This window comes from Pseudomonas sp. GXZC, from assembly GCF_026967615.1.
Classification (GTDB): domain Bacteria; phylum Pseudomonadota; class Gammaproteobacteria; order Pseudomonadales; family Pseudomonadaceae; genus Aquipseudomonas; species Aquipseudomonas azotoformans_A.
Map to the genome: position 1 here is coordinate 4,816,053 of NZ_CP114115.1, position 19,756 is coordinate 4,835,808.

Annotated in this window: 25 protein-coding genes and 4 tRNA genes; 15 read left to right on the forward strand and 14 right to left on the reverse strand. The window is 60.7% G+C overall.

Features of this window, described 5'->3' with window-relative positions; all coding sequences use genetic code 11:
- Positions 1 to 53 precede the first annotated feature (53 nt).
- The 5 genes from OZ428_RS22630 to OZ428_RS22650 all read left to right on the forward strand — a co-directional run bounded on the left by OZ428_RS22630 (position 54) and on the right by OZ428_RS22650 (position 3,396).
- On the forward strand, positions 54 to 365 hold the full coding sequence (locus tag OZ428_RS22630) for a hypothetical protein (RefSeq protein ID WP_269131374.1): 312 nt from the start codon (positions 54 to 56) through the stop codon (positions 363 to 365).
- Positions 366 to 422: 57 nt separating this feature from the next.
- Positions 423 to 902 (forward strand): hypothetical protein, encoded by a 480-nt coding sequence (locus OZ428_RS22635; RefSeq protein WP_269131375.1) that lies wholly within the window; start codon positions 423 to 425, stop codon positions 900 to 902.
- A 119-nt stretch (positions 903 to 1,021) separates the two neighbouring features.
- Positions 1,022 to 1,615, forward strand: coding sequence for a DUF1566 domain-containing protein (locus OZ428_RS22640; protein WP_269131376.1), 594 nt, complete (start codon positions 1,022 to 1,024; stop codon positions 1,613 to 1,615).
- Between the two features lie 57 nt (positions 1,616 to 1,672).
- The gene (locus OZ428_RS22645) at positions 1,673 to 2,026 is read left to right on the forward strand and encodes a four helix bundle protein (RefSeq protein WP_269131377.1); all 354 of its coding nucleotides are present in this window, start codon (positions 1,673 to 1,675) and stop codon (positions 2,024 to 2,026) included.
- Between the two features lie 212 nt (positions 2,027 to 2,238).
- The gene (locus OZ428_RS22650; protein ID WP_269131378.1) at positions 2,239 to 3,396 is read left to right on the forward strand and encodes an RNA-directed DNA polymerase; all 1,158 of its coding nucleotides are present in this window, start codon (positions 2,239 to 2,241) and stop codon (positions 3,394 to 3,396) included.
- 10 nt (positions 3,397 to 3,406) lie between these two features.
- Here OZ428_RS22650 and OZ428_RS22655 read toward each other — a convergent pair whose 3' ends face one another.
- On the reverse strand, positions 3,407 to 3,676 hold the full coding sequence (locus tag OZ428_RS22655) for a hypothetical protein (RefSeq protein ID WP_122426065.1): 270 nt from the start codon (positions 3,674 to 3,676) through the stop codon (positions 3,407 to 3,409).
- Positions 3,677 to 3,769: 93 nt separating this feature from the next.
- Between OZ428_RS22655 and OZ428_RS22660 the strand changes: the two genes are divergently transcribed.
- The 9 genes from OZ428_RS22660 to OZ428_RS22700 all read left to right on the forward strand — a co-directional run bounded on the left by OZ428_RS22660 (position 3,770) and on the right by OZ428_RS22700 (position 8,486).
- Complete coding sequence (locus OZ428_RS22660; protein ID WP_269131379.1) at positions 3,770 to 4,318, forward strand: DUF4406 domain-containing protein; 549 nt, start codon at positions 3,770 to 3,772, stop codon at positions 4,316 to 4,318.
- Positions 4,311 to 4,499, forward strand: coding sequence for a hypothetical protein (locus tag OZ428_RS22665; protein ID WP_269131380.1), 189 nt, complete (start codon positions 4,311 to 4,313; stop codon positions 4,497 to 4,499). Before OZ428_RS22660 ends, OZ428_RS22665 begins: the two co-directional genes overlap by 8 nt.
- Positions 4,496 to 5,131, forward strand: coding sequence for a hypothetical protein (locus OZ428_RS22670; protein ID WP_269131381.1), 636 nt, complete (start codon positions 4,496 to 4,498; stop codon positions 5,129 to 5,131). The genes OZ428_RS22665 and OZ428_RS22670 overlap by 4 nt, the downstream gene beginning before the upstream one ends.
- A gap of 80 nt (positions 5,132 to 5,211) precedes the next feature.
- Complete coding sequence (locus OZ428_RS22675; protein WP_220074338.1) at positions 5,212 to 5,541, forward strand: hypothetical protein; 330 nt, start codon at positions 5,212 to 5,214, stop codon at positions 5,539 to 5,541.
- On the forward strand, positions 5,538 to 5,981 hold the full coding sequence (locus tag OZ428_RS22680) for a hypothetical protein (protein WP_269131382.1): 444 nt from the start codon (positions 5,538 to 5,540) through the stop codon (positions 5,979 to 5,981). Before OZ428_RS22675 ends, OZ428_RS22680 begins: the two co-directional genes overlap by 4 nt.
- A gap of 49 nt (positions 5,982 to 6,030) precedes the next feature.
- Entirely contained in the window at positions 6,031 to 6,369 is a 339-nt protein-coding gene (locus tag OZ428_RS22685; protein ID WP_269131383.1) for a hypothetical protein, read from the forward strand.
- Positions 6,362 to 6,820, forward strand: coding sequence for a hypothetical protein (locus OZ428_RS22690; protein WP_269131384.1), 459 nt, complete (start codon positions 6,362 to 6,364; stop codon positions 6,818 to 6,820). Before OZ428_RS22685 ends, OZ428_RS22690 begins: the two co-directional genes overlap by 8 nt.
- Before the next feature lie 293 nt (positions 6,821 to 7,113).
- Entirely contained in the window at positions 7,114 to 7,347 is a 234-nt protein-coding gene (locus OZ428_RS22695) for a hypothetical protein (protein WP_033901788.1), read from the forward strand.
- Positions 7,347 to 8,486: a tyrosine-type recombinase/integrase gene (locus tag OZ428_RS22700; protein WP_269131385.1), complete on the forward strand. Its 1,140-nt coding sequence runs from the start codon at positions 7,347 to 7,349 to the stop codon at positions 8,484 to 8,486. Before OZ428_RS22695 ends, OZ428_RS22700 begins: the two co-directional genes overlap by 1 nt.
- Before the next feature lie 113 nt (positions 8,487 to 8,599).
- Here the strand turns inward: OZ428_RS22700 and OZ428_RS22705 are convergent.
- Positions 8,600 to 8,676, reverse strand: a tRNA-Val gene (locus OZ428_RS22705).
- A gap of 184 nt (positions 8,677 to 8,860) precedes the next feature.
- On the opposite strand from OZ428_RS22705, the gene OZ428_RS22710 reads away from it, so the two are divergent.
- Positions 8,861 to 10,144 (forward strand): NAD(P)/FAD-dependent oxidoreductase, encoded by a 1,284-nt coding sequence (locus OZ428_RS22710; protein WP_033901790.1) that lies wholly within the window; start codon positions 8,861 to 8,863, stop codon positions 10,142 to 10,144.
- A gap of 157 nt (positions 10,145 to 10,301) precedes the next feature.
- On the opposite strand, the gene OZ428_RS22715 is transcribed toward OZ428_RS22710, so the two are convergent.
- The 12 genes from OZ428_RS22715 to truA all read right to left on the reverse strand — a co-directional run bounded on the left by OZ428_RS22715 (position 10,302) and on the right by truA (position 19,738).
- Positions 10,302 to 10,378 (reverse strand) — tRNA-Asp (locus tag OZ428_RS22715).
- Positions 10,379 to 10,484: 106 nt separating this feature from the next.
- Positions 10,485 to 10,561 (reverse strand) — tRNA-Asp (locus tag OZ428_RS22720).
- A 55-nt stretch (positions 10,562 to 10,616) separates the two neighbouring features.
- A tRNA-Val gene (locus tag OZ428_RS22725) sits at positions 10,617 to 10,692 on the reverse strand.
- A gap of 107 nt (positions 10,693 to 10,799) precedes the next feature.
- The gene (locus tag OZ428_RS22730) at positions 10,800 to 11,564 is read right to left on the reverse strand and encodes an SDR family oxidoreductase (RefSeq protein ID WP_033901791.1); all 765 of its coding nucleotides are present in this window, start codon (positions 11,562 to 11,564) and stop codon (positions 10,800 to 10,802) included.
- 11 nt (positions 11,565 to 11,575) lie between these two features.
- Complete coding sequence (locus OZ428_RS22735; RefSeq protein ID WP_033901792.1) at positions 11,576 to 12,787, reverse strand: O-succinylhomoserine sulfhydrylase; 1,212 nt, start codon at positions 12,785 to 12,787, stop codon at positions 11,576 to 11,578.
- Positions 12,788 to 12,852: 65 nt separating this feature from the next.
- The gene (gene purF, locus OZ428_RS22740) at positions 12,853 to 14,358 is read right to left on the reverse strand and encodes an amidophosphoribosyltransferase (protein WP_015884965.1); all 1,506 of its coding nucleotides are present in this window, start codon (positions 14,356 to 14,358) and stop codon (positions 12,853 to 12,855) included.
- Between the two features lie 41 nt (positions 14,359 to 14,399).
- Positions 14,400 to 14,957, reverse strand: coding sequence for a CvpA family protein (locus OZ428_RS22745; protein WP_003192538.1), 558 nt, complete (start codon positions 14,955 to 14,957; stop codon positions 14,400 to 14,402).
- 159 nt (positions 14,958 to 15,116) lie between these two features.
- Positions 15,117 to 15,776 carry an SPOR domain-containing protein gene (locus OZ428_RS22750; protein WP_269131386.1) on the reverse strand — a complete coding sequence of 220 codons (660 nt, stop codon included), beginning with the start codon at positions 15,774 to 15,776 and terminating at the stop codon, positions 15,117 to 15,119.
- Positions 15,760 to 17,067, reverse strand: coding sequence for a bifunctional tetrahydrofolate synthase/dihydrofolate synthase (folC, locus tag OZ428_RS22755; RefSeq protein ID WP_269131387.1), 1,308 nt, complete (start codon positions 17,065 to 17,067; stop codon positions 15,760 to 15,762). Before folC ends, OZ428_RS22750 begins: the two co-directional genes overlap by 17 nt.
- A complete protein-coding gene (gene accD / locus OZ428_RS22760; protein WP_016976632.1) occupies positions 17,064 to 17,984 on the reverse strand; it encodes an acetyl-CoA carboxylase, carboxyltransferase subunit beta in 921 nt (306 codons plus the stop codon). Before accD ends, folC begins: the two co-directional genes overlap by 4 nt.
- A 244-nt stretch (positions 17,985 to 18,228) precedes the next feature.
- Positions 18,229 to 18,849: a phosphoribosylanthranilate isomerase gene (locus tag OZ428_RS22765; protein WP_033901797.1), complete on the reverse strand. Its 621-nt coding sequence runs from the start codon at positions 18,847 to 18,849 to the stop codon at positions 18,229 to 18,231.
- Between the two features lie 64 nt (positions 18,850 to 18,913).
- Positions 18,914 to 19,738: a tRNA pseudouridine(38-40) synthase TruA gene (truA, locus tag OZ428_RS22770; protein WP_177076726.1), complete on the reverse strand. Its 825-nt coding sequence runs from the start codon at positions 19,736 to 19,738 to the stop codon at positions 18,914 to 18,916.
- Positions 19,739 to 19,756 lie beyond the last annotated feature (18 nt).

Here is a 19,756-nt window from a genome sequence, read left to right on the forward strand (position 1 = left end):
CCGGCGGCAGGCATGGCTTGATTTGCCAGCACATGAAATCGGAGAGGTAGGCCATGGCCAAGGACAACGCGCAGATCCAGCGGGACAAACGCGCGAAAGAGAAGGCGCTACTCGACCGGATCGGCGCCGAGAAGCGAACGCTGATTGTCTCGAAAGCGCTCGATGATGCACTGCAGGTTCTGGGCGAGCGCCACGGCTTTGAGGAATGGCAGGAAACGCTCTCGACGTTCCTGATCAATCTGGCAGCAGCACCAGCCGAAGAATCCGCGCGCTTCACCAGTATGTCGCGACCTGTTTTCGAAGTTACTGAAAAGCAGTCGCGACAGCTTGAAGAGTTCAGCAAGACCGGCATCGAACCAGCTTAACCCACCCTACTCGCTGCATCCGGTAACCGGAGGGCGGCGCTTACCCGGAGTAACCCCATGACCAAGCAAGCACAGCAAACAGTACTCGCCGCCGAACTCCCTGAGCGCGGCCAACCCCTGGCAGGTGGCGTGTTCATCACCCGCTATTGGCTCAACGGCGTAGAGCGCGCCCTGATCCTGCTGCCTGACGAACTCAGCGGCCCATGGGGCGAGTACGGCGTCGAGATCAAAGGCGCCGACAGCTACAGCGACGGCGAAGCCAACACACGGGCCATGGCCGAGGCAGGCAGCGTAATCGCCATCAAGGCCCTGGAGCTGGATGGCTTCATCCCGTCCTGCCTGGAAGGCCAACTGCTGATGGCGGCCAAGGCCGATGGCCTGGTGGAGCTTCGCGAAGATCGCTACCACTGGCTGAGCTCGCAGCGCTCCGCCTACGTCGCCTACTACATGGACTTTGAAGATGGCTGGCTCCACTTCCACGGCGGCAAGAACGACGAGCGGCTCGCGCGCCCTGTCCGCAGCCTCCCTATTCAGTAATTCATTCCTTCAATCGTTTTTCGCAGGTGATTCCCGGGAGCGCCAGGACGGCGCTCAGACCAGAAGCTCGTCGGGAAGCGCCGGCTACCTGCAACTTATCTCGCTCACAGGAGCATCTCATGCGCGCCAATGAACTGACCACGTACACCCGTGGTGATCTGACTATCAGCAGCCCGGACGAAGGGGTGGTGCTGAAGCTGGCAACCCTGGCAATTGCAGCGGCACCGGTTATTGCGGCAAGCGGCATCCCCGCCATCGGCGAGTATTGGCCCGGCGAAGGCGGCGTGAACGGCGGCCTGTTCCCGGGCGGCGACAAGCCCTACTACCTGATCGTGCCGACCGGTGCAGACGCCGAGTCCAATCTTGAATGGGGCGGCTACGGACAGGAACTCGACGGCGCCAAATCCCCATGGGATGGCCAGGCCAATACCGCGCATCTGGCAAACAGCAACCTGGAGCACGATCACCCGGCTGCCCAGTTCTGCGCAGCCTTCGAGCGTGACGGCCGCAAAGACTTCTACCTGGCGGCTCGCCGTGAGGCGTCCTTCCTCGAAATCACCGTGCCGCAGGTGTTCACCCAGGCTTACCACTGGACGAGCACGCAGCGCTCCGCCTACGGCGCCTACAGCCTGGACTTTGAAGGTGGCTGGCTCAACTGCCACGTCAAGAGCAGCGAGCGGCTCGCGCGCCCTGTCCGCAGAAAGTTTATTTGATCATTCAATTCTTCATTCATGGGTGCGATAGCACCCTCGCTTTTCAGGAGGCCAGGGATGGCGCTGCACACGGACTTGGAAATCCACAAAGTCGCCGAGGAGTTGCTCGGCCTTGCGCTTGACCTGGTGCGCAATATCCCGCGCGACCTGAAACAGGTGGTCGGGGCAAAGATCCGGGACGAATGCTTGCAGGTCCTGGTGCTGATCGGCCGGGCCAACATGACTCGGGACAAGCTGCCCCAGATCAATCTGCTGTTGGAAAGCATTTGGATGTTGAACTACCTGCTGCGCGCCCTCACCAATCGTGGGTTGATCAGCAAGGGGCAGCACGCCAAGGCAATGATGATGACGGCCTCTGTAGGTCGCCAGGCAAACGCCTGGAAGAAATCCGCAACCGCGCCCGCTGCTTGAGGGTTAAGGCCCTCTTGCCTGTGCGCCAAATCTGGTCGAGCCGCTGACCTCTGGGTCACCGCCATGCGCACAACAGATACCGCCGGTCTAAAGCGTCCGCGTAGGTCTCGCGCAGTTTCCAAGCTGATCGGCAATGCCTTCGGTTTGGCGATGTAGATAGCTCGACAGGTCGCAGCGCTCCGCCAACAACGCCTACAACATGGACTTTGAAGATGGCTGGCTCAACAACAACGACAAGAACAACGAGCGGCTCGCGCGCCCTGTCCGCAGATTTAAGTGTTGCTCCCTTCCAGTTCGAGGATCTCGTCCAGGCTTACTACGACTGCCGGCGCAACAAGCGGAATTCCGCGAGTGCCCGGTTGTTCGAGAAGGACATGGAGATCAACTTGCTGGAGCTGCACGACGACCTGATTGCCGGCAATTACCGGCCAGGCCGATCCATTTGTTTTGTGGTCACAAGGCCGAAAGCCCGCGAGGTGTGGGCAGCAGCCTTTCGGGACCGCGTCGTCCACCACCTCATGTACAACCATGTGGCACCGCGCTTCTACGCCAGCTTCATAGCGGACAGTTGCGCATGCATTCCGGGGCGCGGCACGTTGTACGCCGCCACCCGGCTTGAGTCGAAGATACGGAGCGCCAGCGAGAACTGGTCGAAGCCTGTCTTCTACCTCAAGTGCGACCTGGCCAACTTCTTTGTCGCCATCGACAAGGCGGTGCTGCGCAAGCAGCTGGAAGCCAGGATAACCGAACCTTGGTGGCTGGCCCTGGCCACGCAGATCCTCATGCACGACCCGCGTGAGGATTACGAGACGCGCACCCCGGCGCACCTGTTCAACCGGGTGCCGCAGCACAAGCGCCTGGTTGCCCAACCCGCGCACCTCGGGCTGCCGATCGGCAACCTGTCGTCTCAGTTTTTCGCCAACGTCTACCTCGACGCACTGGACCAGTTCGCCAAACACACGCTGCGCGCCAAGCACTACATCCGCTACGTGGATGACTTTGTGTTCCTGCATGAGTCGCCGCAGCAGCTCAACCAGTGGCTGGCCCAGGTCGAAGCGTTTTTGCCCAGGCTCGGCGCAAAGCTGAATCCCACGAAGACGATCCTGCAGCCCGTGGATCGCGGCGTGGACTTCGTTGGCCACGTCATCAAGCCCTGGCGGCGTACCACTCGAAAGCGATCCATGGCCCAGGCACTGAAGCGCACCGCCGCGGCGCCTGCCGAGGATCTGCGCGAGACGGCCAACAGCTACTTCGGCCTGCTCAGCCAGGCCAGCCACAGCCATACGGATCGGGCCGCCCTCGCCCGCGTCGTGCTGAAGCGCGGCAACAGCGTTAACGCTGCGCTGACGAAGACCTTCCATAGGCGCTGAGGCGTTTTGTTCAGTACGTAATCCATGTCAGAGCGACCTGGGAGATGGCAGCTGCAGCAGCAAAGCCCGCCGCGCGCTTGTTCCATTTGGTCTGTTCTTCTGCGGTTTTGAGAATGTCGATCCTGCCTTTAGGAGATGACTTCGTTAAGTAGACGCCAGACATGCCACCAGCATTCTCGTCGTGCAGCACTTCAACGGTCGCCGACTTGTACCAAAGGTAGCAAGAACTCAAAGAAAACAAGGCAACGAGAATTGTGAATCCAAGTTTGGCGTAAAGCATTTTTGCGCTCCATGAAATGTAGATACATTTAACTCAAATCTTCCCTCCCCGCCACTACCTCCACTGCCGGGCGTGGCCCGGCAAGGACTCCCCATGCGCACCAAAGACAACCAAGATCCGCTATCAACCCGACTCGGCACGATGGCATTTACGATCGCCAACGAGCTCGTCAACCATTACGGCAAGAAGCTTGATCGCGAAACGATCGACGAGATCACGCGAAACCTCACTTGCGAGATGTGTCAGGGGCCTACCGCATGGGCATTCAGCGGTAAAAGTCAGCCAGGCGAGCCATTCGTAACGCTCCAGGCCAGTCGCGCCAACCGCGTCTACGTGGCTGGGCCAATGACGGGTATCGCCGATTTCAATTACCCGGCCTTCAATGCCGTGGCCGACCAACTGCGTGCCCAGGGGTACGAAGTCGAGAACCCGGCAGACCACGGCATCGTCGAGGGTGCGCAGTGGGCCGACTACATGGCCTACGACCTGACGCGCCTGGGCCTGTGCGGTGTGATCGCGCTGCTTCCAGACTGGGAGAAATCGCAAGGCGCCCGCCTGGAGGTCCTGATCGCCGAACGCCTCGGCATGACGGTTGTGAATGCCCATGATCTGATAACGAGGGAGGCTGTAAACCATGCCTGATTTCAAAAGGAAGCGCGACGGCGCGCTGTATTCGACGAACCGTAAAGTCTGCCGGCGGCCGGGCTGGGAGCGCTGGGGCGACTGCTACCTCCTGATGCCGATCTGGGAAGGCCGCAGCCACTACAAAACTGTCGAGGCGTTCAATCGGGAATACCTCACCCTTGCAGGAGAGAGGCCGTGAGCGAAGTAGAGCGGTACTGGATCGAACCAAGCCGATTGGTTCAGGAAGGTTGGCATCAGGACGACACCTGCGTTGTGAAGGACTGGGCATACGACCGAGTTGTCGCCGAGCGTGACGCCCTGCAACAGCTACTCAACCAGCGAGACGAACAGGTCGAAAGCTTGAAGCTGCAGCCCCCGGGCGAGCAGGTGGCCTGCATGCCGGTTGAGCGCTGCTACGACGTCCGGACGAAGATGATCATCGCCTTCAACGAGGCAAAGAAGGCTGGCGGTGATCTGGATGACGCGCTTGACGCCGCATACAAGTCGGCCTTGCGCTACTCGCCAAGCCCAATGAGCGCCGAACAGCCCGAAGCGGTAGCGGTTGTGCCCGAGGGCTACTGCATCATGCCCCGCCAGTTGACCGCCGAGAATGGCGCAAAAGCCCTGCTGCTCGGAGAGTTCAAGTTACTGGTCACCATGGAATACCCAGAATGCTGCGAGCCTGAAGAACCAACCGAAGGTTACTCAATCTGCGACGGTGAAGGCGAATACGGGCAGAAACACACCATTCCGTGGGATCAGATCAAGTTCATCTACAGCAGGGCTGTATCCGGCCTGGCCGTGAAGATTGAGTCTTCCAAATCCCGATAGGAGTACATCCGTACTCCACCCGCAAAACCTGTAACCCCTCCCCCTTCAAAGTCAGCCGCTATAGCGGCAAGGACGAAGTCATGCCTGAAGAAATCAAATTGATCCAGCCAGCCCCGGTCGTGCGCGATGAATACGGCATGTTCGCTCACCCAGATATGCCGCCCTTCGACGAGGGCGACGGTGACAAGGTCAAAGCCTGGGTTGCCGAGCAGTCGTTGGAGGTGCAGATGGTGAGCCTCGAATACCACAGCGACGAAGCGGTCTCTGAGCGCTATTTCGAAGCCGGCGACCCGGATTGCAGTTACTGGGAGCCGGACCGGCCTGATGGCGAAGGCTGGTTCTGCCTGGCTATCCACGACACTGACGACGGCCCGGTCTGCTGGTGGGCGCGCCGGGAGGTGACACCATGAGCCGTAGCGGGTATTGCGATGACGGTGAGAACAACTGGGGAATGATCTGCTGGCGAGGGGCGGTGAGCTCGGCGCTACGGGGTAAGCGCGGTCAGGCCTTCCTGAAAGAACTGGCCGAAGCCATGGACGCGATGCCCGTGAAGCGCCTGGTAACCGAAGAGCTTCAGGCTGAAGGCGAGTTCTGCACGCTCGGCGTGGTGGGCAACGCACGCAAGCTGGATATGTCGGTAATCGACCCGGACGACTCCGATATTGTCGCCGAAAAGTTTGGCTTGGCCGAGGCAATGGTGAGGGAGATCGTTTGGGAGAACGATGAACATCCCGGCGTATACGGCATCAAGCCCGACGGCAGCTCAGGCTGGCGGCGGGAAACCCCAGAAGAGCGCTGGATCAGAATGCGCAAATGGGTCGACAGCCACATCAAGGAAGTGACGCCATGATCGCCACCATCTGGTTCGCCTACGTGTTCATCTACCGAGGGCCAAGGCCATGACAGACAAGATGCGCGAAGAGTTTGAAGCTGCATATGCAGCCGGTGTCAGCCAGCAGAAGGGCGCGGATGCTTTTCAGCCTGCATCGCTCGCCAGGTCCACAGACGGCTACTACGTTATCAGCTTGGTGCAATCAGCCTGGTGGGGATGGCAGCAATCCCGCGAGAGCCTGGTGATGGAACTCCCAGCCGCCGAAGCCTGGGATAACGACGGGCGCCTCGACCGCGAGAAAGACGACACGGCCGACTGCGCCATGGGTCTGGTACCGGTCATTGATGTGCGCATTGCGCTGAGGGCATCCGGCATCACGGTTGCTGAAGGGGCCGCGCATGAGTGACGTACCCATTGAGCCGCAGGACTATCTGTACGGCGTAAAGGTCGTTCAGATCGAAGACTTAAGGGTTGCCCGAGGCATGACCCGCCGCCCGGCCAGCACCTGCCGACACAAGAAGTTGGTTTACGACGAGAAGGAACGCCGCGTCTGGTGTAGCGACTGCGAAGCCGAGGTCGAGCCCTTCGACGCGTTCGTGGGCATCGTCGAGGTGTTCAGCGGGGGCATGAACTCGCTGAAGCGCCGCCAGCGTGAACTGGCTGAGGCCGAAAGCTTCCAGATACGCAGCAGAGCCGCAAAGGTTATGGACGAAGCCTGGCGCAGCACGAAGATGGCTCCACTCTGCCCTCACTGCATGGCGGCGATCTTGCCAGAGGATGTTGCCGGTGGAGTGGCCAGCACGTCGAAAGCCCTGGTCATCGCTTCTCGAAAGCGAAAAGCAGCAGCAAAACCCTAACCCCAATCCCCCTACATGCCTGCCGGTGAGCGGCGGGCGAGGTATGCACGCATGTTTATTTGCGCAGAAACGAAGATAGGGCGGTGTAAGTCGCTCGGGGACCAGGTGCGCGTGTTCGCGCTGCGTCTGCGTGGCGGCTGGAGCGAGGTTCGTGAGGATCTGGCGAAAGAGGCTGAACGATGGTTTGGGCGTGATCCGGTGACCACCAAACAGGACTGGCGACTCGTCCGAGCCGAAGTCTTCCGAACTGAATAACCCACCTTATGCCGCCCAGCGCGGCGCGGAGCATCATTATGGCAAAAGTCATCGCCCAAATTACGGCCAGGCTGCCGCGCCTCATGGAGGCCGGCGAATACCGGAAGCTGCGCTACGCTGGCGGCAAGCCCAGCCTGCAACAACTGAAGAAATGGATCGAGGAAGGCGAAGTGATAGGCGAGGTAAAAGGCGGGATGTATTTCGTGGACCTGCAGGCCGCGGTGATTGGGTCGAATGACCCGCTGCTGGCCAAGATGATGGAGGTGGGCTGATGGCTCCCCCACGCGCCAGGACGGCGAAGAACAGGGCCTTACCGGCAAACCTGTATCCAAACGGGAAATACTGGCAGTACAAGAACCCGGTCACCGGCAAGAAGACCAGCATCAACAAGCCGATGGCCGAGGCGATCAAGCTGGCGAATGCGGCGAACGCCAAGCTGCTCCCACTGTTGGCCGACGACGGAGCGCTGCTGGAAATGCTTACCGGCGATGTCGCTCCCAAGTTCAAGACCTGCTTGGAGCGTTTCGAAAACGAATGGCTGACGACCAAGACCTACGCCGCCAGCACCCTGAAGGAGATCAAATTCAAGTTAGCCAGGTACCGCGAGGACCTGGGCGATCTGATGATGGGCCAGCTGGACGTGCTGACCGTGGCTGAGTACCTGGACGGTTTCGAAAACAACGCATACACGAAGCACCGGGGGCTGCTGGTCCAGGTGTTTGCCTTCGCGGTAGCCAAGGGCCTGTGCGAGCGCAATTCAGCGGAACTGACGTTGGTGAAGAAGGAGGCAGAGAAGAAGCGGCAGCGCCATACGGTTGAAGGGCTGAACAAGATCCTGGCCTATGTCGGGACGCCGGTCTGGCTGAGGCGTGCGATTCGGCTCGGCCTGCTCAGCCTGCAGCGGAGGGAGGACATCGTGATGTGGCCAAAGTCGGCCGTTGACCTCGAGCAGAACACCATCAGGGTGTCGCCCGGGAAGACGCAGAATTACGGTAAGCCCGTGCACTTGGAGATTGTCATGGGCCAGGCCCTGCGAGAGGTGGTGCTGGACTGCATGAAGTCACCGGTCGTTTGCCCGTACCTGATCCACTACTCGCCCAAGGCGCGTAAGCGGACACAGCTCGATGCCAAGCTGCACTGGAACGCCGTGACGGCCGACTACCTCACCAAGTCATTTGCCCAGGCGCGGGACGACTCTCAAGCGTACAACGATATGCCCGCCGGTGAGCGCCCGACGTTTCATGAGATACGCGCGCTTGGTGCATGGCTTTACGAGCAGCAGGGTTTTGCACAGGAATACATTCAGGGATTGATGGGTCACGCGGACGTGAAAATGACGGAGCATTATCAGGCGGGCCACGGCGAGGACGCAGTGGTATACATGAAGGTGAAAGCCGACCTAAAAGCGTAGGACGGTGGTCGTTTGCCCAAAATATTCCCAATGTTTGCCCAAACGATAGGCAACAAAAAAGGGCCCACCTTTCGGTGAGCCCTTCTAGACCGCCCAGCAGAGCGGATTTTGTTTGGTAGGCGCGATTGGACTCGAACCAACGACCCCCACCATGTCAAGGTGGTGCTCTAACCAACTGAGCTACGTGCCTGCTGTGAGGCGGCATTCTACGGAATTCCGGAGGGGTGTCAACATCTTTTTTGCAGCTAACCCTATGAATATGCGAATTTTTTATTTGCGCGGAGTACACCCGTGAATTTCGGGTGGCTGGCAGGCAATTTTCAACTCAGGTAGGATCGACGCACTCGTAAAAAATATAAAACAGAGGTTCCAGGATGGCGAACACCCCCTACCCCCAGTCGTATTACGCCGCGTCCGCGAATGCCGTTCCACCTCGCCCGGTGCTGCAAGGTGAGGTCGAAACCGATGTATGCGTGATTGGTGCCGGCTACACCGGCCTCTCCAGCGCGCTGTTCCTGCTGGAGAACGGTTTTCGCGTGACGGTGCTGGAAGCCGCCAAGGTGGGGTTTGGCGCCTCGGGCCGCAACGGTGGGCAGATCGTCAACAGTTACAGCCGTGATATCGATGTGATCGAGCGCAGCGTTGGCCCCAAACAGGCACAACTGCTGGGAGAGATGGCGTTCGAAGGCGGCAGGATCATCCGCGAGCGCGTCGCCAAGTACCAGATCCAGTGCGACCTGAAGGACGGCGGTGTATTCGCCGCGCTCAACAGCAAGCACATGGGCCACCTGGAGTCGCAGAAGCGCCTGTGGGAGCGCTACGGTCATACGCAGCTGGAGTTGCTGGACGAGCGCCGTATCCGCGAAGTGGTTGCCTGCGACAACTATGTGGGCGGTTTGCTGGACATGAGCGGCGGCCACATCCACCCGCTCAACCTGGCGCTCGGCGAAGCGGCGGCCGTGGAATCCTTGGGCGGCACAATCTATGAGCAATCGGCAGCCGTGCGAATCGAGCGCGGCGCCAACCCAGTGGTGCATACCGCCGAAGGCAAGGTCAGGGCCAAGTTCGTTATCGTCGCGGGCAATGCCTATCTGGGCAACCTGGTGCCGGAGCTGGCAGCCAAGTCGATGCCCTGCGGCACGCAAGTGATCACCACAGCGCCTCTGGGTGACGATCTCGCGAAGACGCTGCTGCCGCAGGATTACTGCGTAGAAGACTGTAACTACCTACTCGACTACTACCGCCTCACCAGCGACAAACGCCTGATCTTTGGTGGTGGCGTGGTGTATGGCGCGCGTGACCCGGCGAACATCGAGGCGATCATCCGTCCGAAGATGCTCAAGGCCTTCCCACAGCTCAAGGACGTGAAGATCGACTACGCCTGGACCGGTAATTTCCTGCTGACCCTGTCGCGCCTGCCGCAGGTGGGACGCCTGGGCGACAACATCTACTACTCACAGGGCTGCAGTGGCCATGGCGTCACGTATACGCACCTGGCCGGCAAGGTACTGGCGGAGGCACTCAGAGGCCAGGCAGAGCGTTTTGACGCGTTTGCCGACCTGCCGCACTATCCGTTCCCGGGCGGGCAACTGTTGCGTACGCCGTTCGCGGCAATGGGCGCCTGGTACTACGGGCTGCGGGACAAGCTGGGTTTCTGACAGCGCGATGGGTGCCGGCAAGCCGGCGCCCGTCATGAACCACCAAATCGCAGACACAAAAAACCCCGGTCTTTCGACCAGGGTATTTGCTATCGGATCAAAGTAGCCAGAGGCTTGCTTTGCGCTTCAAGGCGTTCAGTGGGCCTTGAGGCAGATATGGCGCAGCGGACGGGACTCGAACCCGCGACCCCCGGCGTGACAGGCCGGTATTCTAACCGACTGAACTACCGCTGCGTATCGCTTGACGGGCTGAGCGTAAAACCCTCAACCGTCTTTAAACATCTGATTGATCAGTCTAGGCTGTTCAATCTCAAGCCCGACGAATCAGACCTGGAAAATATGGCGCAGCGGACGGGACTCGAACCCGCGACCCCCGGCGTGACAGGCCGGTATTCTAACCGACTGAACTACCGCTGCGCGTCGGTGCAACCTTTAACGTTGCGTCTTGCCCTAGGGCAAAACTCTCAAGAAGTGGTGGGTGATGACGGGATCGAACCGCCGACCCTCTGCTTGTAAGGCAGATGCTCTCCCAGCTGAGCTAATCACCCTTTGCTTCGTTGAGGCCGCGAAATTTACGCAGGTATCGGACCTAAGTCAATAGCCTGCTTGAAGTTTTTCTGAAAAAGACAAAATTGCTTCAAGACGGCTACCCGCCCTACTCGCTGTAAATCATCTTCTTGCTCATGCCACCGTCCACGACAAACTCTTGCCCGGTGACAAACCCCGCCTGGCGCGACAGCAGCCACGCGACCATCGCCGCCACGTCTTCTACAGTGCCTACCCTGCCCGCCGGATGTTGCGCATGATCAGCATCACTCAACGGCTCGGCGCGACGCGCCGCCGGATCACGCGCATCGATCCAGCCAGGGCTGACCGCATTGACCCGCACTTCCGGGCCCAAGCTCATTGCCAGGGCGTGCGTAAGGGCCAGCAGGCCACCCTTGCTCGCCGCGTAGGCTTCGGTGTCCGGCTCAGACTGTCGAGCCCGGGTGGATGCCAGGTTGACGATGGCACCGCCATGGGCGCGCAGATAAGGCGCACAGTGCTTGGCCAACAACATCGGCCCACTGAGATTCACCGCAAGCACTCGATTCCAGTACGCCAGGTCGAGGCTTTCCAGGGTGATATTGCGCGGGTCAGCCACCGCCGCATTGCAGACCAATGCGTCCAGGCGCCCAAACTGCCCCAATACCTCGGCAACACCTTGGGCCACCTGCTTTTCGTCGGCCACGTCCATGCTGATAAACCAGGCGTTATCACCCAGCACCTTGGACACCTTGGAGCCACGCTCACGGTCCAGGTCGGTCAACACCACCTGCCAGCCTTCGCTGATCAGCCACGCAGCAATCCCAAGGCCAATGCCCCGCGCGGCGCCCGTCACCAGCGCGACGCGCCCGTTACTGGCTGCCGCAGCCTCCATGGACCACTCGATCACAAGGCCGCCAGCCCGCGTGCCAGGTCAGCTTGCAAGTCAGCAACGTCTTCCAGGCCGACCGCAATGCGGATCAGGCTGTCACGGATACCAGCCGCTTCACGTTCCTGCGGTGCCAGACGACCATGGGAAGTGGTACTCGGATGAGTAATGGTGGTCTTGCTGTCACCCAGGTTGGCAGTGATGGAGATCAGACGGGTCGCATCGATAAAGCGCCAGGCGCCCTCTTTGCCACCCTTCACCTCAAAGCTCACCACCGCCCCGAAACCACGCTGCTGACGCTGGGCCAACTCGTGTTGCGGGTGGCTCTTGAGACCGGCGTAATGCACCTTTTCGATACCGTCCTGCTGCTCCAGCCACTCAGCCAAAGCCTGGGCGTTGGCGCAGTGGGCCTTCATCCGCAAGTTAAGGGTTTCCAGGCCTTTGAGGAAGATCCACGCATTGAACGGGCTCAAGGTCGGGCCAGCGGTACGCAGGAAGCCGACGACTTCTTTCATCTGCTCGCTACGACCCGCAACCACACCGCCCATGCAACGACCTTGGCCGTCGATGAACTTGGTCGCCGAGTGCACGACAATGTCCGCACCCAGCTTCAACGGCTGTTGCAGCGCCGGGGTGCAGAAGCAGTTGTCTACGACCAGCATCGCGCCCTTGGCATGCGCCACTTCGGACAACGCAGCGATATCCACCAGCTCGGCCAATGGATTGGACGGCGACTCGACGAACAGCAACTTGGTGTTGGCCTTGATCGCCGCATCCCAACCGGAAAGATCCGCCAGGGGCACGTAGTCCACTTCGATGCCGAAGCGCTTGAAGTACTTCTCGAAAAGACTGATGGTCGAACCGAACACACTGCGCGATACCAATACATGGTCGCCAGCGCTGCACAGGCTCATCACCACCGCCAGGATCGCCGCCATGCCAGTGGCCGTGGCCACCGCCTGCTCAGCGCCTTCCAGTGCCGCGAGACGCTCTTCGAACGCGCGCACCGTCGGGTTGGTATAGCGCGAATACACGTTGCCCGGCACTTCGCCAGCAAAGCGCGCTGCGGCATCGGCCGCCGTGCGGAACACATAGCTGGAGGTGAAGAACATCGGGTCACCGTGCTCTGCTTCCGGGGTGCGGTGCTGGCCGGCGCGCACAGCCAGGGTATCGAAAGCTACGCCATCGAGGTCGCTGTCCAACCGACCGGCATCCCATTCCTGACTCATGCTGCGACTCCTTACTCAATTCTTTATTTAAGATACAAAACCGGCCCCTCAGGGCCGGTTGTCACTCAGTTGTTGTACAGGTCGATGATCGCGCTGACCGCCTGGGTCTTGATCTTCGACGAGTCGTTACGCGCCTGCTCGATCTTGTTCAGGTAGGCCTCGTCGACATCACCAGTCACATACTTGCCGTCAAACACGGCGCAGTCGAACTGGTCGATCTTGATCTTGCCACCGCCGACCGCCTCGATCAGGTCCGGCAGGTCCTGGTAGATCAGCCAATCAGCGCCGATCAGGTCAGCCACGTCCTGGGTCGAACGGTTGTGAGCGATCAGCTCATGGGCGCTCGGCATGTCGATGCCGTAGACGTTCGGGTAACGCACGGCAGGCGCTGCGGAACAGAAGTACACGTTCTTCGCGCCGGCTTCGCGGGCCATCTGGATGATCTGCTTGCAGGTAGTCCCGCGCACGATGGAGTCATCCACCAGCATCACGTTCTTGCCGCGAAACTCCAGCTCGATGGCGTTGAGCTTCTGACGCACCGACTTCTTGCGTGCCGCCTGGCCGGGCATGATGAAGGTACGGCCAATGTAGCGGTTCTTCACGAAGCCTTCGCGGAACTTGACGCCCAAGTGGTTCGCCAGCTCAAGCGCAGCGGTACGGCTGGTGTCCGGGATCGGGATCACCACGTCGATGTCGTGCTCAGGACGCTCGCGCAGGATCTTCTCGGCCAGCTTCTCGCCCATGCGCAGACGCGCCTTGTAGACCGAAACACCGTCGATGATCGAATCCGGACGCGCCAGGTAGACGTGTTCGAAGATGCACGGGGTGAGTTTCGGCGCCACGGCGCACTGACGGGTGTGCAGCTTGCCGTCTTCGGTGATGTACACCGCTTCGCCCGGCGCAAGGTCGCGGATCAGGGTGAAGCCCAGCACGTCCAGGGACACGCTTTCGGACGCGATCATGTACTCGACGCCTTCGTCGGTGTGACGCTGGCCGAACACGATCGGACGGATGCCATGCGGGTCACGGAAGCCGACGATGCCATAACCGGTAACCATGGCCACCACGGCGTAACCACCGACGCAACGGTTGTGCACGTCAGTGACGGCGGCGAACACGTCTTCTTCGGTCGGCTGCAGCTTGCCGCGCTGGGCCAGCTCATGAGCGAACACGTTGAGCAGCACTTCCGAGTCGGAGCTGGTGTTGACGTGGCGCAGGTCAGATTCGTAAATCTCCTTGGCCAACTGCTCAACGTTGGTCAGGTTACCGTTATGCGCCAGGGTGATGCCGTAAGGCGAGTTGACGTAAAACGGTTGAGCTTCGGCCGATGTCGAGCTACCGGCGGTCGGGTAACGCACATGGCCAATGCCCATGTGCCCGACCAGGCGCTGCATATGACGCTGATGGAACACGTCACGCACCAGGCCATTGTCCTTGCGCAGGAATAACCGGCCGTCGTGGCTGGTCACAATACCGGCAGCGTCCTGGCCGCGGTGCTGGAGGACGGTTAGCGCGTCATACAGCGCCTGATTGACGTTCGACTTACCGACGATACCGACGATGCCACACATGCGACGCAACCCCTACTTAATGAATCTTGACTGAACACAGCTTACTGAGGCGTTTTGGCCGGCAAGAGGTGTTCCTTGAACGGAAGATCAGCGGGTACGCTGATTCCGCTGGCCAGCCACTGACTGCTCCACCCCAATATGAGGTTCTTGGACCAATCTGCAACCAATAGAAATTTTGGCACGAGTACCGACTCCTGCCACCACGAATCCTGCTGTACCGGCCCCAGGCTCAACAGCCCGACCGCCACGACCACCAGCAACGCGCCACGCGCGGCGCCAAAGGCCATGCCGAGAAATCGATCGGTCCCGGAGAGGCCGGTGACACGTATCAACTCGCCGATAAGATAATTGACCATTGCTCCCACCAGCAGCGTGGCGATGAACATGATGGCGCAGCCCGCGATGACGCGAGCCGAAGGTGTCTCGATGTATCCGGCCAGGTAGACCGACAATGAACCGCCGAACATCCAGGCTACGACTCCTGCGATGATCCAGGTCAGCAACGACAGTGCTTCTTTTACGAAGCCGCGGCTTAGACTGATCAAAGCGGAGATGGCGACGATTGCGACGATCGCCCAATCAACCCAGGTAAATGGCACAGTTCAGCCTACGGACAGATGAGGCGGCGCATTTTAGCAGAGCGTCGGGCTGTCGGTAAGCTGTGATTGTCAGTGCCTTGCAAATCAGTAGTTTGGGGCGAGCGAATCCGATCTCAACCCCACATTTGACCCGCATTTCCAGCCGGAATCGGCAGTTACTCAGCCGCGCTCAGGCTGGAAACGGGTGACAAACCCCTTGAGGTTCTGCTGGCGATCCAGCAAGTCCCGCAGGCGATCCGCTTCGGCACGCTCGATCAGCGGGCCGATAAACACACGATTCTTGCCATCGGCGCTGCGGATATAGGCGTTATAACCCTGGCTGCGCAGCTTCTTCTGCAAAGCATCAGCGCCTTCACGATTGCCCAGGCTGGCCACTTGAATCGACCAACTGATCGGCAGGCCATTCGGATCAATACGGCTCTGCCCCACATCCGGCTTGCCCGGTGCAGCCGGTTGCGGCGCTACCGGCTTCGGTGCGGGCGCAGGCGCGGCAGGCTTGGCTGCTACGGTTGGCGCAGGTGCCGGCTTGACCACCGGCACGCTCGGCTGAACTGGCATCGACGGGGCTTGCTGGGCGGCAACCTCCGCATCGGTAGGCACCAGCTCTTCTTCCGGCAAGGCCTGGGGCTCAGGCACCACCACCGGTTCAACCTGCACTTGCGGCACCGCCGGCGCCTGTGGCGCAGCCGGCGCTTCGACGACCACTTGGCGCTCTTCGTCCTGACGCGAGAACAGCATCGGCAGGAAAATCACCGCCAACGCCACCAACACCAGGGCTCCGACCATTCGCTGCTTGTATGCGCTATCCAGTAATGCCATGTGCAGCTTCCTCCGTGGAGCGCCGGGCCAACCACTCGAGCGCCTCGGCAACACAATAAAATGACCCGAACAACAGAATCTCATCATCGGGGGTGGCAACGGCGCACTGCGCTTCAAGGGCAGCGGTCACGCTTGCATACGACGCCACCGGCGCACCAAGGTTCTGCAAGGCCACTTGCAGCTCGGCGGCCGGACGGCTGCGCGAGGTATCCAGGGGCGCTACGGCCCACGCTTGGACATTGCCCAGCAAGGGCGCAACCACACCGTCCAGGTCCTTATCGGCCAGCAAGCCAAAGACTGCAAGGCGACGACCGAGCGGCGGCGTGCGCGACAGGCGTTGTGCCAGGTACTCGGCCGCATGGGGGTTATGCCCCACGTCCAGCAACAGGTTCAGGCGCTTGCCTTGCCATTGGAACTCACGACGATCCAATCGCCCGACTACACGTGTCGCCAGCAAGGTGGCGGCAATCTGCTCAGCATTCCACGGCAGATCCAGGAGCAGATAGGCCTGCAGTGCGAGCGCGGCGTTTTCCATTGGCAGGTTCAGCAGCGGCAGGTCGCACAGCTCTACGGCCTGACCGCGAGCATCGTGCCCACGCCATTGCCAGTGCTGCGCACCGATTTCCAGATTGAAGTCGCGACCGCGCAGGAAAAACGGGCAATCCAGCTCGCGCACCTTGTCGAGCAAGGTATGCGGCGGATCCAGGTCACCGCACAGCGCAGGCTTGCCCTGGCGGAAGATCCCGGCTTTTTCGTAGGCCACGGCTTCGCGGGTATTGCCCAGGTAGTCGGCGTGGTCCACACCAATACTGGTGACCAACGCCAGGTCGGCATCCACCACGTTGACCGTGTCAAGGCGCCCGCCCAGGCCGACTTCCAGCACCACCACATCGAGTTGCGCACGCTCGAACAGCCAGAACGCCGCCAGGGTGCCCATTTCGAAGTAGGTCAGGGAAATCTCGCCCCGACCGGCATCGAGCGCGGCGAAGGCTTCGCAGAGTTGCTCATCGGTGGCTTCGACACCATTGAGCTGCACCCGCTCGTTGTAACGCAGCAGGTGCGGGGAATTGTAGACGCCGACTTTCAGTCCTTGGGCCTGTAGCAGCGCCGCGACAAAGGCACAGGTAGAGCCTTTGCCGTTGGTGCCGGTCACCGTGATCACACGCGGTGCCGGCCGGCCCAACCCGAGGCGGGCCGCTACCTGTTGCGAGCGCTCCAGGCCCATGTCGATGGCGGACGGATGCAACTGCTCAAGGTAGGCGAGCCATTCGCCCAGGGTACGTTGGGTCATAGGTTTGCAGGCACCGGCGGCACGACGATTGGTTCAACTTTAGGCGCGACGTACACAGGGGTCGGCAGGCCCATCATTTGTGCCAGCAGGTTACCCAGGCGTGGACGCAACTCACCGCGCGGGATGATCAGGTCAATCGCACCGTGCTCCAGCAGGAATTCGCTGCGCTGGAAGCCCTCAGGCAGTTTTTCACGTACGGTCTGCTCGATCACACGCGGGCCGGCAAAGCCGATCAGCGCCTTTGGCTCGCCGACGATCACGTCACCCAGCATCGCCAGGCTGGCGGAAACGCCGCCGTAGACCGGGTCGGTCAGCACGGAGATGAACGGGATGCCTTCTTCACGCAGACGCGCCAGCACTGCAGAGGTCTTGGCCATTTGCATCAGGGAGATCAGGGCTTCCTGCATGCGCGCACCACCGGAGGCGGCGAAGCAGATCATCGGGCAACGGTTTTCCAGGGCATAGTTGGCGGCGCGGACAAAGCGCTCACCGACGATGGCACCCATGGAGCCGCCCATGAAGGAGAACTCGAACGCCGACACCACGACAGGCATGCCCAGCAGCTTGCCGCTGACGGAAATCAGCGCGTCCTTCTCGCCGGTCTGCTTCTGCGCGCCGACCAGACGGTCCTTGTACTTCTTGCTGTCGCGGAACTTGAGGCGGTCCACTGGCTCCAGGTCGGCACCCAGCTCGTTGCGGCCTTCGGCGTCCAGGAAAATGTCGATGCGGGCGCGGGCGCCGATACGCATGTGGTGGTTGCACTTGGGGCAAACGTCCAAGGTCTTTTCCAGCTCCGGACGGTACAACACCGCGTCGCAGGATGGGCACTTGTGCCACAGACCTTCAGGAACCGAGCTTTTTTTCACCTCGGAACGCATGATCGAAGGGATCAGTTTGTCTACTAACCAGTTGCTCATGCTTTCTTTCTCCAGTACCGGTGGCTTGAACACAGCCCCGCGTATGCCCTTGAGCTAAATTCATATGTGGCGATGACACATGCTGGACGGGGTCAGACGTTCGACCGGCCTTTTCCCGCATGCTTCCTCAGCCTTCCAGACAACCTGCCAGTGCAGGGTTGCCACTTCGTTTCCAGCCCACCCTCAGGCGGCGCCGGGCTGTTTTACACAGTGGTAGTTATGGACGGCGGCAGACTGTCAGCCGTCACATCCCGCGCACAGCTTGCATAAATGCGCGAATCTTGTCGTGATCCTTGATGCCCTTGCCCTGCTCCACGCCGCCGCTGACATCCACGGCATAGGGGCGCACCTGCTCTATCGCCGCCCCGACATTGCCGGGGTTGAGCCCGCCGGCCAGGATAATCGGCTGGCTCAAGCCAGCAGGAATCAACGACCAATCAAACGCCTCACCGGTACCGCCAGGCACGCCTTCGACATAGGTGTCGAGCAGGATCCCGCGAGCGCCACCATAGGCCGCACACGCTGCCGCGATGTCATCCCCGGCCTTCACGCGTAACGCCTTGATATACGGACGCTGGTAGCTTTCACATTCGTCCGGCGTTTCGTCGCCGTGGAACTGCAGCATGTCCAGCTGTACGGCATCCAGGGTCTCGTTGAGTTCGCAGCGACTGGCGTTGACGAACAACCCCACGGTGGTCACGAACGGCGGCAAGGCGGCGATGATTGCCCGCGCCTGCAACACGTTCACCGCCCGCGGGCTCTTGGCATAGAACACGAAACCAATGGCGTCCGCCCCCGCCTCGACTGCCGCCAGCGCGTCTTCTATGCGGGTAATCCCGCAAATCTTGCTGCGAACGGCTGACATGTCGTGGAAACCCCAGGGATTGGACCGAGAAAGTCCCGGATGGTAACAAAAGCTTTTCCGGGCGTCAGCCGCCAAGTTCGCTGAAACCTGTGAGGAAGTGTGGCCCGATGAACCGTTCCGGCAATTGGAACTCGTCGCGGTACTCCACATCCACCAGGTACAGACCGAACGGATGCGCCGTGACCCCGCCCGTACGGCGGACACGGCTTTCCAGCACTTCCTTGGCCCACTCCACCGGACGCTCGCCGGTGCCGATGGTCATCAGCACTCCGGCAATGTTTCGAACCATATGGTGCAGGAACGCACCGGCGCGAATATCCAGCACGATCATCTTGCCGTGACGGGTCACCCGCAGATGATGGACTTCCTTGATCGGCGACTTGGCTTGGCACTGGCCAGCACGGAAGGCGCTGAAATCGTGCACACCCACCAGATGCTGCGCGGCCTCGGCCATGCGCTCGGCGTCGAGCGGGCGATGGTTCCAGGTGATTTCTTCGTTGAGGTGCGCCGGACGGATCTGGTCGTTGTAGATCACATAGCGATAACGCCGGGCGATGGCCTTGAAGCGCGCATGAAAATGCGCCGGCATGACCTTGGCCCAACTGACGCTGACGTCATGGGGCAAATTGATATTAGCGCCCATCACCCAGGCCTTCATGGACCGTTCAGCCTGGGTGTCGAAGTGCACCACCTGACCACAGGCATGCACGCCCGCATCGGTACGCCCGGCGCACATCAGCGACACCGGCGAATCGGCGACTTTCGACAGTGCTTTCTCCAGGGTTTCCTGCACCGTCAGTACGCCGGACGCCTGACGCTGCCAGCCGCGATAGCGAGAGCCTTTGTATTCCACGCCCAGGGCGATGCGGTAAAAGCCTGCGGCCGCCATTTCGGCGGCCGCGTTATC